This window comes from Lentisphaera marina, from assembly GCF_028745505.1.
Taxonomy (GTDB): domain Bacteria; phylum Verrucomicrobiota; class Lentisphaeria; order Lentisphaerales; family Lentisphaeraceae; genus Lentisphaera; species Lentisphaera marina.
The window spans coordinates 1,703,039-1,718,649 of sequence record NZ_JAQZZL010000001.1; the positions used below are offsets into that span (position 1 = coordinate 1,703,039).

At 38.8% G+C, this 15,611-nt stretch carries 10 protein-coding genes and 1 tRNA gene; 9 read left to right on the forward strand and 2 right to left on the reverse strand.

Annotated features, from left to right (window positions below; all coding sequences use genetic code 11):
• Nucleotides 1-788: 788 nt before the first annotated feature.
• Nucleotides 789-2,066 (reverse strand): group II intron reverse transcriptase/maturase, encoded by a 1,278-nt coding sequence (gene ltrA / locus PQO01_RS06980; protein ID WP_274313310.1) that lies wholly within the window; start codon nt 2,064-2,066, stop codon nt 789-791.
• A 754-nt stretch (nt 2,067-2,820) separates the two neighbouring features.
• Nucleotides 2,821-2,894 (reverse strand) — tRNA-Pro (locus tag PQO01_RS06985).
• Between the two features lie 533 nt (nt 2,895-3,427).
• On the opposite strand from PQO01_RS06985, the gene PQO01_RS06990 reads away from it, so the two are divergent.
• The 9 genes from PQO01_RS06990 (at nt 3,428) to PQO01_RS07030 (ending at nt 15,610) form a co-directional block, all read left to right on the forward strand.
• Nucleotides 3,428-3,712: a hypothetical protein gene (locus PQO01_RS06990; protein ID WP_274313311.1), complete on the forward strand. Its 285-nt coding sequence runs from the start codon at nt 3,428-3,430 to the stop codon at nt 3,710-3,712.
• Nucleotides 3,709-4,044, forward strand: a complete 336-nt coding sequence (locus PQO01_RS06995; RefSeq protein WP_274313312.1) for a hypothetical protein — start codon at nt 3,709-3,711, stop codon at nt 4,042-4,044. The genes PQO01_RS06990 and PQO01_RS06995 overlap by 4 nt, the downstream gene beginning before the upstream one ends.
• A gap of 259 nt (nt 4,045-4,303) precedes the next feature.
• Nucleotides 4,304-4,522 (forward strand): helix-turn-helix domain-containing protein, encoded by a 219-nt coding sequence (locus tag PQO01_RS07000; RefSeq protein ID WP_274313313.1) that lies wholly within the window; start codon nt 4,304-4,306, stop codon nt 4,520-4,522.
• Complete coding sequence (locus PQO01_RS07005; protein ID WP_274313314.1) at nt 4,519-6,012, forward strand: sigma-54 interaction domain-containing protein; 1,494 nt, start codon at nt 4,519-4,521, stop codon at nt 6,010-6,012. Before PQO01_RS07000 ends, PQO01_RS07005 begins: the two co-directional genes overlap by 4 nt.
• A 30-nt stretch (nt 6,013-6,042) precedes the next feature.
• Nucleotides 6,043-9,429 (forward strand): DEAD/DEAH box helicase family protein, encoded by a 3,387-nt coding sequence (locus PQO01_RS07010; RefSeq protein WP_274313315.1) that lies wholly within the window; start codon nt 6,043-6,045, stop codon nt 9,427-9,429.
• A 70-nt stretch (nt 9,430-9,499) separates the two neighbouring features.
• Complete coding sequence (locus tag PQO01_RS07015; protein ID WP_274313316.1) at nt 9,500-11,035, forward strand: type I restriction-modification system subunit M; 1,536 nt, start codon at nt 9,500-9,502, stop codon at nt 11,033-11,035.
• Nucleotides 11,032-12,228, forward strand: a complete 1,197-nt coding sequence (locus PQO01_RS07020; RefSeq protein WP_274313317.1) for a restriction endonuclease subunit S — start codon at nt 11,032-11,034, stop codon at nt 12,226-12,228. The genes PQO01_RS07015 and PQO01_RS07020 overlap by 4 nt, the downstream gene beginning before the upstream one ends.
• A 5-nt stretch (nt 12,229-12,233) precedes the next feature.
• The gene (locus tag PQO01_RS07025) at nt 12,234-14,744 is read left to right on the forward strand and encodes an N-6 DNA methylase (RefSeq protein WP_274313318.1); all 2,511 of its coding nucleotides are present in this window, start codon (nt 12,234-12,236) and stop codon (nt 14,742-14,744) included.
• Complete coding sequence (locus PQO01_RS07030) at nt 14,744-15,610, forward strand: hypothetical protein (RefSeq protein WP_274313319.1); 867 nt, start codon at nt 14,744-14,746, stop codon at nt 15,608-15,610. The genes PQO01_RS07025 and PQO01_RS07030 overlap by 1 nt, the downstream gene beginning before the upstream one ends.
• Nucleotide 15,611 lies beyond the last annotated feature (1 nt).

Sequence of the window (15,611 nt, forward strand, 5' to 3'; positions counted from 1 at the left end):
CGAGCAGGGGCCTCGGATCAATGATCCTCGTTGCCCCTGGAATGAGAGTGAAATTGCCAGACATTTCTATTGGTGGGATCATATTTTAGAACTGAATAAAAGCCGAGGAGTGAAAAAAATATATATGTCCAGAGTTTGGACCGGAACCTTATATGTCAACTTTACCACTAAGTAATATGGCCATTACGAACCTATGGGATGTTAAAACTTACATATGATGGAGCTTCTGAAAGATAAGTATGGTCATTAATTATCTAAAACAGCTATATCCCCATTACTTTTTCAAGAACCTTCCAGGTAAAATGTTTAGAGACGTGATTTTATTGGTTCCAACAAAAACCTTTTTCAATTGTTCAATTATTACTTTGACTGTTACGCACTTTTGTACAAAAATGGTTCAACTTGGTCATGCTCTGTATTAAGTTTATTTGTGAGCTTTTATTAATTAAAGTAAAGCTTTGAAATTTAAATATCTTTGTGTTTCTAAATAACGAATTCCACCATCTCCACCATTGCCCAGGGTTTAACATTGACTTTCACCACAGATTACCTTCTATAAAATTTGGAATTTTAGTCTTTGATGGATATTGAACTCTTCTTCACTTTTGAAAAGACAAATGTGTATTTTGTTTATAACGATTTTGTTAATCTTATGATCATCAAAGATGACATAGAGTTTTGCAAGCTTTTTTTGAGTAAATCGAGTACAGTAAGTCAGATCGAATTGATCTGACTTATCCCTCTCACAGAACCGTACGTACGGTTCACGTATACGGCTCCTGCAGTGCTTATTGCCATAAAGGCACAGAAATCCCTGTTTCAACTTTGCCCATATCGAATAATTTCAATTCATCAAACAGACTATTAGGCATAGAATAATGAGCATGCTGTGAGCACGCATTACGCCAAGAGCTCATCTTGATGGCTTTAAACTCACCTTGATAGCCTCTTTGCCTTATTACTCGCTGGAGTTTTGCTGGTTTCTTCCAAAGCTTCATCTGTTTTGAGCGAAGCCTACGGCGAATCCAAGTCATCCACTGCTTGAAGAGAGTCTTACAATTTGCGATTCGGAAGTAGTTGGCAAAGCCCCTCATCTTTGGGCGAAGTTCATCAATGACTCTTTGCAGATTCACTGGTGAATTCCGTTTAGTGATGCGCTTTACTTTTTCTTTGAAGGCTTTGATCTTTTTGTCCTGTATTTTTGTATAAGAACTAAAGATCTCCACTCCAAGAAACTTGACCCCCGTTTTAGCATGAGCAAGATGAGTTTTCTCCTTGTTCACGCTAAGCTTGAGATCTCCTTCCAGAATCTCTGTTGCTTTGATAAGAGCATTCTCAGCAGCACTTCTTGAATTGCAGAAAATCAAGATATCATCGGCGTAGCGCACTATTCGGTGTCCACGCTTCATCATTTCCTGATCAAATTCATTGAGATACACATTGGCAATCAAAGGGCTAATAACCCCACCCTGTGGACTACCAAGTTCACTCGACTCGAATTCTTCTTTATTCATGACTCCACTTTTGAGAAATAACTCTATTAAATTTAGAATGCTTCCATCTCGTATTCGCTTGCGAAAACAATTGATAATGAATTTATGATCAAGTGTATCAAAGCACTTGGACAGGTCCATATCCACAACATGCTTCTTTTCATACTTACGTATAAAGAGTTGAGCTTTTGTGATCGCTTGATGGCAACTGCGCTTAGGCCGATAGCCATAACTCGACGGATGAAAGTCCTCTTCAAAGATGTCTTGTAATATATTCAACAAAGCCTGTTGAACCACACGGTCGCGAACTGCCGGGATTCCGAGCTTACGTACACCTCCATCGTCTTTAGGTATTTCTACCCTCAGAACAGGAAGTGGACGGTAAGTCTTATCCTTGAGTTCGTGAACTAATAGACGCACTTGCTCCATCAAGTCATTCGCAAAGTCCGCCGTTGACTCACTGTCTATTCCAGCAGATCCATCAGCTTTCTTCACTTTTGAAAAGGCCTGCATCAAGCCATACTCTGAGAGTAGCCTTGAGTACAAACTGTAGTAAACACGTGTATCTTTCATTTCTGCTGATCCTTATTTCACGACTCTTAAGCATGAATGAGGTACTTCGTTTGAGATCAAAAGCTTTCTAGCTCAAGGCAATTTACTTTTGGCTTCTCAAACTACTCTCATGGACGGGCTCAAGCCGAGATTGCATTTCACTGCTTTCTATCCTTGAGACACCACATATATCTATGTCTTCGTGTCCTCCCTGCTTAATCACACGTGCTTTTCTTATCATTTCACACATACTTCATCCCTTCGCAATCAATCACGCTTTTGGCTGTCATTGACTCCTGCCAACTCAGTGGCAAGTCATCTCGGTTTTATCCTCCGCACTGTTACCAGCTTTCATAGGCCGAGACTTAATCACTACTATGGAATCATCTGACTCCCTACACCACTTCAGCTAATCTTGAGTCACCTCTTGATTTTGCCTTACCTTATAGATGGGCAGGATATCCCCAGTTAATACACTAGTTCCCTGTAAGATTTACCGACCTCAATCACGTATTAGGTCTGATCAAGTATTGGGATTTCGTCCTATTTTGCAGACTCGCCCTCCTAACACGCCGAAGCAGGTTCACTTGCGTTTCGGCCATCTTACTTCCTATCGCTTCCTTCACACCTCACAGTTGCCCATGACGCACTTGCGAGTCGGATTGACTTCCCCTTGATCGGGGCGACCTCAGTCTCTTTCAACCGAGCGGGTTTTCCAGCTTTGCTGGGCAAACAAAAAAGCACTTACATTTCTGTAAGTGCTTGATTTGCAAAGTCGGAACGACAGGATTTGAACCTGCGACACCATGTCCCCCAGACATGTGCGCTACCAGACTGCGCTACGTTCCGTTTTATTGAGGCGTATATATACTCCCTTCTTGAGTTCATACAAGTCGTTTTTTCGAGCTTAATTCAACTTTTCTATGAACTTGTTTTATAAGGTAAAATAAGAGTGCTTTTGACGAATTGATGCAAAATGCGAAATCATGGAATTATTGATGTACTGTCCCCCATATCACCCCCATTTTCATGTTGTGCGCAACTTTTGAGAGTGTGCCCCCAATTAAGGGTGAATTGTAAAACTTGAGAATTATAGAAGTTTTTAGTCGAGGGCTGGCTTTATAAATGTAAGAAAATGATTTTCTAATCAATATAAAAGAAGACCATGGTGTTTATTTTGTTTAGCGTTACGATCTTGCTATATGAGTGCTTGATTTTTAAATGCTTATACATTAGGTTTTTGTAATCGTAGGTGCAATTTTGAGTCGTTTTCATGGCTTAAATAATTGGCTTGGTTTTTCGGCCAAAATATGCTCACACGGATCAAGTAGAGTCAGGTATGTAAGTCATTTGTAACACATAGAATAGGAGTAGGTAGAGTTATGTCATTAGATTATAATAAAATGGAAAATGCTAGGAAGCGTGTTGAGAATTCTTTGATTAGAGATGCCAAAAAGCAGGGGGTCTCTGCCTATCTCATGTACAAGGCAATTAAAGAGAGAATTGTCGTAGTGAATCCATCAATAATGGATTGGATGGATAGCGGTTTCTGTGATGGTGGTTTTTTTATAACATGGAAAGAAGGCTGGTCAAGAGCTGACTTATTTACTTCAGTTCGACTTAAAGATAAAGACAAGTATTTACGTTATCGGGAACTAGTAGCTTGATAGATTGGGGAGAAATAAGATTAAAATCAAGATTTGGAATTGTCCAAATACAATTGCTTCGTAGAGAAGCAAATGAAATCGCCGATTTTAGTTATTATAAAATGACTAAACATAGGAGAGAATGTATTTCTATCGCCTTGGCTCGCTTAGATCGTCTAAATGAATTTGGAGTCAAAAGTGACCTTGAGTTAATGGTGGTACTCAGAAATAATAAAGTTGAACTACGCCCAGATCTTTATGAAAAGTATAACTCTCTATCTGATACAGAACTTATAATGACTGTTATTGATTACCCTAAGCAAGATTTTTCCATCCTAATGAGTGCGTCATAGTTCTTGATGAATTTTTAGCGTATAAAAATATTTTTATGGAGTGGAGAAGGTCTGATTCCTTTGTGTTTTTAGAAGGTTGATGACTTAGAATAACTATTACTCACTTTAAGCAACTTTGTACTAAAAAGATGTGGATAGCATTGTAGAGGGGGATTGTGCTTAGATAAATTAACAAACTTCAAGATGAAGAGCTCCTTGTTTAAACTCAAACATTGCAATGTTTTCAATTTATATCATGTTATGATTTATTATGATCTAAATGGAATGTCAACTTGGGAGTAGACTCTTGGAAGACCGTTGGTTATCAGTCAAAGAAATTGCAAAATACTTGGATGTAAGAACAGAGACAGTTTATCGTTGGCTTGGTTCTGAAGATAAGTCTATGCCAGGGCACAAGGTTGGGCGTCACTGGAAGTTCAAAAAAGACGAAGTGGATCAGTGGGTAAAAGCTGGTGGTGCGGCTGAGGGAGTGAAATGAAGGTTTTACTTACATGGTTAGGCATGACTGATATCCGAGCTTCACAAGGAGAAGAAAGGTCAGGTCTAGGCCCTATAGCTCAAGCTTGTAAGTCATTGGAGTTTGATAAAGTATTTTTATTGTCTAATTCCAAGAAGGAAGATAATGAAGCGTATTGCAAATGGCTGCATGAGCAAGCTTCTGTGAAATGCCAAGTTAAAGAAGTTAAACTCAGCAGTCCGACGAACTATGAAGAGATCTTTCTTCAAGCTAAATTAATGGTAGAGGAGTTGGGTAAATTATCATCTTCATTGCAGTTCACATACCATTTAAGCCCTGGTACTCCAGCAATGACTTCAGTCTGGCTCTTGATGGCTAAGACCAATTGGCCGGCCAAGTTAATCGGCTCATCTATAGAGCAGGGGGTTGAGGAAGTGGACATTCCTTTTGATATTGCTTTGGACTATTTGCCTTCTGTGGACAAGTTGGATAAAAACCTCTCTTTGATGGCCCAAGCCTTACCCCCCGAAGAGCCTGAGTGGAAAGATATAATTCACCGCTCAGAAAAAATGAAATCTATCGTATTACGAGCACGTAAAATTGCACAGCATGATATTCCTGTGATTGTACAGGGAGATTCAGGTACAGGTAAAGAGTTGTTTGCTAGAGCCATTCATTTTTCCAGTAAACGTAGAAATGGCCCTTTGATTTCAGTTAACTGTGGGGCGCTTCCCAAAGATATGGTCGAAGGACAGCTCTTCGGCTATGAGAAAGGAGCTTTCACTGGAGCTGTTAAAGCGCACAAAGGTTATTTGGAGCAAGCTGACAAAGGAACAATATTTCTCGATGAATTAGGTGAGTTGCCTCTAGATGCCCAAGTTAAACTTCTCAGAGTTCTACAAGATCAAAAACTTCAGCGTTTAGGTAATGAGTACGAAACGCAAATTAACGTTAGAGTGATTGCAGCGACAAATCGCAATCTAATCGAAGAAGTTTCCATAGGGAACTTTCGAGAGGATTTATTTCACCGCCTAGCCGTTGGTTTACTCTATCTACCACCATTGAGAGAGCGATCGGAGGACATTTTACCTCTAGCAGATTTTATTCTAGAGAGTATTTCAAAAGCTGAAAGAAGTATAAAACATAAGAAAATTTCTGTTTCTGCAAAAAAAATTATACAGTCGCACTCCTGGTCAGGAAATGTTCGAGAATTGTGGAATACTCTTTTTAGAGCGGTTATTTGGTCCACTTCAGATACACTTAAATCTAAGGACATAGAAGAATCAATTCTCCAAATAAAAGCTAAAGATTTCGACGGTGATAATTTTCTTAAGTCATTTATCGACAATGATTTTAGTCTAGATTATGAGGTGGCGAACCTGGAGAGGTATTATCTTGAGTTAGCCCTGAAAGAAACGGGTAGAAATAAGTCTAAAGCATCTGAGCTTCTAGGCTTAAAAAATTACCAAACTTTAATAAATCGATGTAAAAAATATGGAGTGGAGACATGATTTGGCACGGAGCTTTCTCTAAGCTCTGGCATGAATTATGAAATTGACATTATGGACTCGAAAAACTTTGAATTTATTCGATCGTCTCGCCAAGAGCTCGCTGACTTAGCAGGCTTTGCGGAATACTATACTTTTACGGATCCCGCAAGTAGCTTGGTGAAGCTTCGGTCATTTATAGAACTTGTGGTATTCGATATATATGATTTTAATGGCTTAGCCAAGCCCTTTCGAGCAAGTCTCAATGACCTTCTACATGAAAGTGCATTTATAAACGTAACAGACCGTGTCGTTTTGCTGAAGATTGACGCCATACGTAAATATGGTAATCAAGCAGCTCATGGAGAGACAAAAAAGATTACTCCGGGAGTCGCAAGTTGGCTCGTTAAAGAGAGTTTTGATATAGCTAAATATTATTTTCTAGCTTTAGCAAATGGAGCACAGGAAGATATACCCGTTTATAAAGCTCTGATTCCTTCAGACAACAAAGAAACAAAGTTGAGTCGTGAGCAGAAGCAACTCAAAGAAGAACTCAAAAAGAAAGAAGAGCTACTCAATAGCACACTTAAGGAATTAGAACGTGCTCGAGCTAAGGCAGTAGAATTAAATAAAACGGATGCTGAACTTAAAGAGATCAAGGAAAGTTCGCATAGAGTTAGTAATGAACTAGGTTTTAGTGAAGCCGAAACTCGTAAATATATCATTGATCAAGAGCTTATGGCTGCTGGTTGGGATGTTAACGATCCAGACCAAGTAGGAATAGAGGTTCCCGTACTTCATCAACCTACAGAGACTGGCGATGGTTACGTAGATTATGTTCTCTGGAATGATGACGGTACACCGCTCGCAGTAGTTGAAGCTAAACGTACATCAGTGAATGCGAAGAAAGGAAAAACACAAGCCTATCATTATGCTGAAGGCTTAGAGAAAATGACTGGTCATCGACCTATAATTTTCTTTACAAACGGCTACGACATATATTTTTGGGATGACGCAAAAGGAGAAGGTGAAAGACCGGTTTTTGGCTACTATTCTAAAGATTCACTCCAAAGAGTTTATCAACGTACAAAGCTTCAGAAAAATCTTAATGAACTTCTACCGAATAAGAATATTGCTGGGCGCATGTATCAGATAGAGGCAATTAAGCGTGTTTTTGAACGTTACCAAGATAACTTTCGTTCAGCGCTTATCGTACAAGCTACAGGGTCTGGGAAAACACGGGTTTCTATAGCTCTTTGCGAAATGTTAATACGAGCTGGACGAGCCAAACGCATTCTTTTTCTCTGCGATCGTAAAGAACTCCGTAAGCAAGCCCATGATAACTTTTCTGAGCATTTACCTGGTGAGCCACGAATACTCTTAAAAAAGAGTAGTTACGAAGATCTAGATAAACGGATTTATTTTTCAACCTACCCAGGGATGATGAACTGTTATACTAATTTTGACGTTGGCTTTTTTGATCTGATTATCTCAGACGAATCTCATCGTTCTATTTACAATACCTACCGTGAGTTGTTTGTGTATTTCGATGCGCTGCGTTTGGGGTTAACTGCGACACCTGTGAACTTTATCCAACGTAACACTTATAAACTTTTCGGTTGTGAAGAAAGCGATCCAACTTTCTCTTACTCCTATGAAGAAGCCGTAAATAATAAGCCTCCTTATCTCGTGCCCTACAAGGTTATGAAACACACGACCAAATTTCTTCGTGAAGGCATTAAATATAGTCAGTTAAGCCAGGAAGCAAAAGATCAACTCGACGAACAGGAAGTTGATTCAGAGGAGATCGATTACACGAAAGAACAAGTCAGTAAAAAAGTCTTCAACCGTGATACGGATGCAAAGATTCTTCGTAACCTAATGGAGAACGGAATTCGCAATGCCGACGGTACAAGCCTAGGGAAAACTATTATCTTTGCAAGAAATACAGCACATGCAGATTTTCTTAATGAAATATTTTTGGAAGAATACCCTCAATACGGAGGCCTGTTTTGTGATGTGATTTCTAATAAAAATCCTCGCTCAGAAAGTCTTATCAATGCTTTCAAAGACCCACAAAGCGAGATGAAGATCGCTATTTCCATTGATATGATGGATACGGGTATTGATGTTCCCGAAGTCGTAAATTTAGTTTTTGCTAAACCCGTTAAATCCTATGCAAAGTTCTGGCAGATGATTGGCCGAGGAACCAGGTTGTGTCCCGAGCTTTTTGGTCCGGGCCAAGATAAAACTCACTTCCAAATCTTTGATCACTGGGGTAATTTTGAGTACTTCGAAAGCGAATACGAAGAAAAAGAACCCGCTCAAAGCAAGCCTTTACTGCAGCGTTTATTTGAAGCTCGTGTAGAACTTGCGCAAACAGCGCTTAAAAAACAAGACCCTACATGTTTCCGTCTCATGCGTGAACTCATTGAACTGGACTTAGCCGATTTACCGGAGAAGACCATACCCGTTCGCGAAAAATGGGCAGAGAAAAAACATTTACAGAAAGAAGGTGTTCTTCAGGATTTTACTCCTGCAACTCAGTCACTCCTCTTAGGTGATATGGCTCCACTTATGCAATGGCGTAAAATTAGCCTCAAAGAAACTGCTTACCGCTTAGATCTACTCATAGCAGAATTACAAAAGGAGCTCTTGTTAAAATCAGCCAGTTTCGAAGACTTGAAGCAGAAGCTCATTGAGTCAGTAAGCTTACTCAAGGTGAACTTGAGTCAGGTTGAAGAGAGAATTGAGACCATTAACAAAGTTAAAGACACAGCTTTTTGGGATTCAGTGACCATAACTCAACTCGAAGAAGTGCGTAAAGATTTAAGAGCTATTATGCATCTTTCTGCAAAAGCTCGTAGAACGCCTGATCCAAATAAGTTTATAAACGTTCGAGACAGTGAAGTCGAGATAGAAGAACACTTTCCAAAACTCGAAGGCTTAGAAGAAGCCGCTTATAGGAATCGAGTTAAATCAGTTCTAGATGATTTATTCGATAATTCACCTGCGCTCAAAAAGATTAGAAATGGCCAGGCTGTAGACATGGAAGAACTCATTGCTTTAACTCAGAAGGTACAATCTCGTGATCCTAGTTTGAGATTAGACCGTCTATTGATTCAATTTCCAAATGATGCCCATCGCCTCGATTTGGCTATTCGTCAGGTCATTGGTGTTAATCGCGAAAAAGTAGAAGAGCTCTTTTCTAACTTTATCGAAAAATACCCAAGTTTAAACGCCCACCAAGTTCGCTTCTTGGATATGCTTCAGCAATACATTGCCGAGCATGGAGCGATAAAAATTAACAAACTATGGGAAAAACCCTTTACTGTCCTCAATAACGAAGGAATTGACGGCATTTTCAAAAGAGAAGAGCAGATTGACGATTTGCTTGAGCTCATACAAAACTCAGAATTTAAAGCTGCGGATGCAGGCTGATGAATAAAAAATTAGCCATGCCCCAACATAAGCACAGGCAGCAATACACAAATTTTAAAAGGATAACAAAATGATTACAGGTCAATTAAAAAATAAAATCGACAACCTCTGGGAAAAATTCTGGACCGGCGGTATTGCCAATCCCATGACGGTGATTGAGCAAATTTCTTACCTTATGTTCGCTCGATTACTGGACATGAAGGAAAGCTCTCAGGAGCGTAAGCATCGAAGGCTCGGGACAGAGTTTAAAAACCGTATTTTTGATGAAAACCAGCAAGGTTTGCGTTGGTCGCAATTCAAACACCTTGGTGGCGAGGCCATGCTCAAAGTCGTACGTGACGAAGTTTTTCCTTTCTTCCAAGAAGAACTTGCGAACAAAACTTCTTTGGGAGCAACTTTAAAAGATGCACAATTTTCTATTCCAAAGGCAACTCTCTTGGCAGAAGCTGTGGAGGCTATAGATAAGTTGCCACTGGATCAGGACGATACAAAGGGGAATCTATACGAACACCTTTTATCTAAGCTGACGACGGCAGGTATTAATGGCCAGTTTCGTACACCACGTCACATTATTCAAACGATGGTTAAATTAGTAGATCCCAAGCCCTACGAAACGATTTGTGATCCAGCTTGCGGCACATCAGGATTTCTGGCGTCTTCTATGGAGTACCTCACAGAAAAATATACATCTCCAGAGCAGGTGATAGAAGAAGTCGATGAGGAAGGCAATAAATACAAAGTCTATACTGGCGACCAACTTGAACCTTATCGTGAGCATATAAATAACGATATGTTCCGTGGTTTTGATTTTGACTCCACTATGTTGCGCATTGCTTCAATGAATTTGATGTTGCACGGTATTGAACCAGCGAATGATAAATCTTGTATCAATTATCAGGATAGTCTTGCTCAAAGCTTTACTGACCGTTATCCACTTGAAGCCAGTGAGCACTTCCAGGTGATTTTAGCCAATCCACCATTCAAAGGCAGCCTCGATGATGAAAGTATTCACTCAAGTTTAAAAACAAAAGTAAAGACTAAGAAGACCGAATTACTCTTTCTCTTACTTATCCTACGGATGCTCGAAACGGGTGGACGTGCTGCCGTGGTCGTGCCCTCTGGTGTTTCTTTTGGTTCTTCACGAGCTCATGTAGGGGTTCGTCAGGCACTCATTGATGAGAATCAGCTCGAAGCTGTGATTTCTCTCCCCTCAGGTGTCTTTAAGCCTTACGCTGGGGTAAATACGGATATTCTCATTTTCTCCAAGGGTGGTCGTACTGACAAGGTCTGGTTCTACAATGTCGAAGCGGATGGCTTATCCTTAGATGATAAAAGAACTGAGGTTGACGACAACGATCTTCCTGATTTACTCGAGCAATGGGCCAAGCGCGATCCTAAAGCTGAGTCTGATCGTCAAGCTAAATACTTTTATGTTGCTGCAGAGGAAATCCGTAAAAAGAAATACGATTTATCTTTTTCTCAGTACCAGGCAGTTGAGTACGAAGAAATTGAATATGGTGACCCTCGTAAAATTTTAAACGAGCTAAAAACTTTACAAAGTGAAATTGTTTCTGAACTCAATGAGCTCGAAGGTATGTTGGGATGAATTTAAAAAAAATAGGATCTCTAGTAAAACCGGTTCAGAAGTGGGATCCACGTAAATGTGAGACAAACAAACTTATCGATTATATAGATATTGCATCTGTAGATAGAGTTAGCAAAACAATTACTGCCCCGACTAAAGTTTTAGCTCATCAAGCTCCAAGTCGAGCTAAACAATTAATCAATTATGATGACGTTATAGTCTCAACTGTCAGACCAAATTTGAATGGAGTAGCACATAATATTAACTTTGATGGAGCTACAGCTTCCACTGGCTATTCTGTTCTACGGCCGAATAGTGACTTGGATGCTAAATATTTATATTATTGGGTTAGAAGTACAAGTTTTGTTAATGATATGTGCAGAAATACATCAGGAGCTAATTATCCAGCAGTGTCAGATAAAATTGTGAAGAATTCATTTATTCCACTTCCTTCAACTTTAGATGAGCAGAAGCGCATCGCCGCAATTCTTGACAAGGCAGATGCTTTGCGACGTAAGCAAAAAAAGGCCCTCGACCTCTGCGACGACTTCCTCAAAGCCACCTTCATCGACATGTTCGGCGACCCCGTCACCAACCCGAAAGGTTGGGAAGTAAAACAAGTAAAAGACTGGATGAAAAAAGGTTACATCTTAGAAGTACAAGATGGAAATCATGGTAATCGTCACCCAAAAGTTGTCGACTTTACAATTGAAGGCCTACCCTTTATTGCAGCAAATGTTATTAAGGATGGAAAAATAGACTATGAAAAATGTTACTACCTCGATGAATCGTGGCTAACCAGATTAAGAATTGGTTTTGCTAAACCCTACGACGTTTTACTTTCACATAAAGGTACTGTTGGTTTATCTGCCATTCTCGATGAAACATACGATACATACATATTTAGCCCTCAAACAACTTATTACAGGTTGAATAATAGTAAGATTAAAGAGCATTATCTGAAAGCTTATTTTGAATCAAATTACTTTCAACAATTATTACACAAAGTTGGTAAGCAATCTACTAGAGTTTATGTGGGCATAACCAAACAAAAAGACTTGCCCTTAATGCTACCTTCCTTTGCTCTCCAAACTAAATTTGCAGAAATAGCAACAAAAATCGAAGAGCAAAAAATCAAACTACAGCAAAGCCTCGATAAGCTCAATGAAAGCTTCAATGCCCTAAGCCAAAGAGCCTTCAAAGGAGAGTTATAAAGGAGATGAACGAGAGTGAGTACAGTATCATTATTCAAAAAGAGAAAGAGCGCCTAGGTAATTTAGCTGCAGTTTCTAATATCAAATACTTGGAGAAGATCAGTTTTCAAATATTTGAGGAATATCGTGGCGTGATTAAAAGCGATGATTATGTATCTTTACTCATATATTTACTTGCTATGCGTAAGTTTTATGAAGATTCTATCTGGAACGACAGGTTGTGTACAAATGTGATTTTTGGAGAACTTGATGAACGTGATATACGCGATCTTGCTGCTGTATGGAGTAGGGATAGTGATGTCGATTTAGATATAGAATATCTGTTTAAAACAAATCATATTTATCGTCATACTATTTATATGTTGGATACTGTGAGCATAAGCAGTATCCCCCGAGAAGAATTATATAAATTTTTTATAAAACTGGTAGAGAATCAGCGCACGAGTTCACAATTTTGGAACAGCATTTCTCCTCCTTTAGTAGTTGAACTAGCTGTAAAGATATTAGACCCAAAGAGTAGAGAGAGGCTATTTAACCCAGCTTCAGGGTTGGCCAGTTTCTATATTCAATCACAGATCAAACATAATGCTGATATCTATTTAGATGCTACAGAAATAAATGTAGCCACGGCGAATGTCTCTCGTGCGTTAATGAGTTTTTTGAGCCTCTATAAGTACGATATTCAAACAGAAGATGTAACCACTACCTGTTTGCCGAGTAATCATTATGATCTAGCTTTTTCAATACCACCTTTTTCCTTACGTTTAAATAATTTCCAACGTGAAACACTGGAATTTGGAGAAACTTTTTTTCCTTTTAGGCCTATTAATAAGCATTTAGAGTTTAGCATTTTAGATAAAATGCTTTCATCCACAAAAAGCCGTATGGCAATTGTTTTGAGACAGGGGACTATTAGGTCTATTCCTGACCGCAAATACATAAACTACCTTTTAGAAATGGATCTATTGGAAGCAATGATTACTTTGCCACCGAAAATTTTTCCCAATACATCTATTCCGACAGTAATGTTGATAATTAACAAGAATAAGCCCTCTGTGAAAGAGGATTTGGTACAGGTGACTAACTGTCATACAGTGGCAGATTTTCAGCAGACGGTGGTCGACTATAACACCTCCTGTGGCAGTTTGTGTACAATGTATTTAAACAGGTTTGAATTACTAGAATCTGGTTTGGATAAAGCTTTAGATTTATCGATTTATAAACTCCATTCTAATCTAAGAGAAAAAGAGTACAGAACATTAGCATCAATTTTGGGCGAAATACCGACGAAACCAACTAGTGGTTTTAAGCTTAACCCATCTGAGTATATAGTGAACTCCAAAGATATTAGAGATTTAAAATCACTTGATTTAAGTCTAGATTTACATGGAATTCCTTTGTCAGATGTCAGAGAAAGGCGTCGGTACATGAAGCTCCCCAAACATTGCGTACTCACAGATATTCAAATGAAGCATTGTGTATGGGTAGACGAGCTTTATAAGGAGACTGTGTACTGTAGCGATACAGTTCACTGTCTTAAAGTCAACCCAGAAGTCATGAATGCTCGTTATTTAGCGTATTTACTTGAAAATGATAAAGATGTAAAGAAGCAGATAGGGAGTCTGTTTACGGGCGCAGGAATGCCGCGTATCCACAAGAGTCAATTTGATAGTATTTTGATACCTGTACCCAATTTAGCAACTCAGAGTCAAGAGTTAGCTGAGTTTCATGATTTACTTATAGAGAAAGAACAGATTAAACATGAAGCTAGAATTGAACAACTGACATCAAAAAAGAAACAAGAAGAACATGAGTTCAAGATTGTTAGTACAATTCGTCATAATTTAAGTAATAAAGTAGCTCCTATTCGTGCAGATCTTAAATTAATTGAACGCTTTATAAAAGCAGAAGGTTTAGAGCAAGAACCTATAAGGCCAAAACTCAGAGAGGCAGATGAAGTTCCTCTTGCCACAGAAATCATCATGCGTATGCACAAGAATATGAATTTGATGAACAATGTGCTTGACTCTACCCGTAAAGTTTTAGAACTTAGATTTGATGAATCTGATTTTAAAGTTGAAAAAACTAGAAGTTTTTTAAAGAAGCGACTTCCGCAGACCAATAGTGGGGACTCGTACCAACTATTAATAAATGAAGAAGATCCTAAATTATTGATCCACCCAGAATCTTTTTTAGAAGTTTTCGATCAGCTGATTAAAAATGCACGTACACATGCTTTTACAGAAGGTGGTGAAAATCTGATAGAGATCAACATCGAAGATCAAGGAAAGGATGTCCAGATAACTTGTTTTAATACGGGTAAACCTTTTCCAAAAGACTTTACCGCAGAAGACTTTTTGAGCATTAATGTTAAATCACAAAGTAGCGAAGGTACTGGTATTGGAGGCTATTATATTGCTCGAACTCTTCAGGCTCATAAGGCTAAACTTGAAATAAAACCAAGTGTCAATGGAACGGAATTTATAATGATTTTCCCTAAAAAGGAGGAAGGATAATGCCAAGTACCCCAAGACCTAAAATTCTTAATATTTTAGCGATAGATGATAATTTAGATTTTTTAGCCTCTCTAAAAGATTTAGCAGCATCTGAATCTTTATATTTATACACATGTCGTAGTTTAGAGTCAGCTGAAGCATTATTAAATGAGCATGGCAGAGAGTCATTTTTTCATGGGGTTATTTTGGATTATCTCTGTTTAAAAACGGAAGATCAGGAAATTGAGCGAGCTGATTTTCTGCCTGAGGCGATAGCCTTTTTAAACAATAATTTAGAGGGAGTCCCAAGAGTCGTTTTATCTGGCGAGTCGGGCCATATTCTAGGCGCTATGGATATATTCCCTAAGGAAAAATTTTATGATAAGGGCGACGAGTTTCACGATGAGCTATTTGGATATCTAAGAACAGAAGGTGAACGTTTAGAAGACCTTAAATTAATTAGTAAATACCGTGACGTTTTCAATGTTTTCGACAGTGGTAAATTGGATGGTCAAATTCGAGAAAAACTCTTTTCTCTTCTAAAAGGTATGAACAAAACCAGCTCAGCAAATATTCAATCTAATTTAAGCAAAGTTCGCGTTCTGCAGGATGCAATTCTAAAAAGTTTAAGTGTTCAACGGCCAGATCTAATCACATTAACAGGACGAGATTTTTATCCTAAGAAAGTTTTTCAAACTTTAAGCGAAGCAGGAGAGATTAAGCAAAACATTAAAGATCTTGGCATGACTACATATTCAATCACTTCAGAATTTGGTAATCATGAACCGGACCCAGGCTGCTTTCCTCCGACTAAATACACAGTTCAAGCATTAGTTAACCACCTACTTGATCTCATTCTTTGGGCAAATTCTGAGTGGGAAGGCTAAA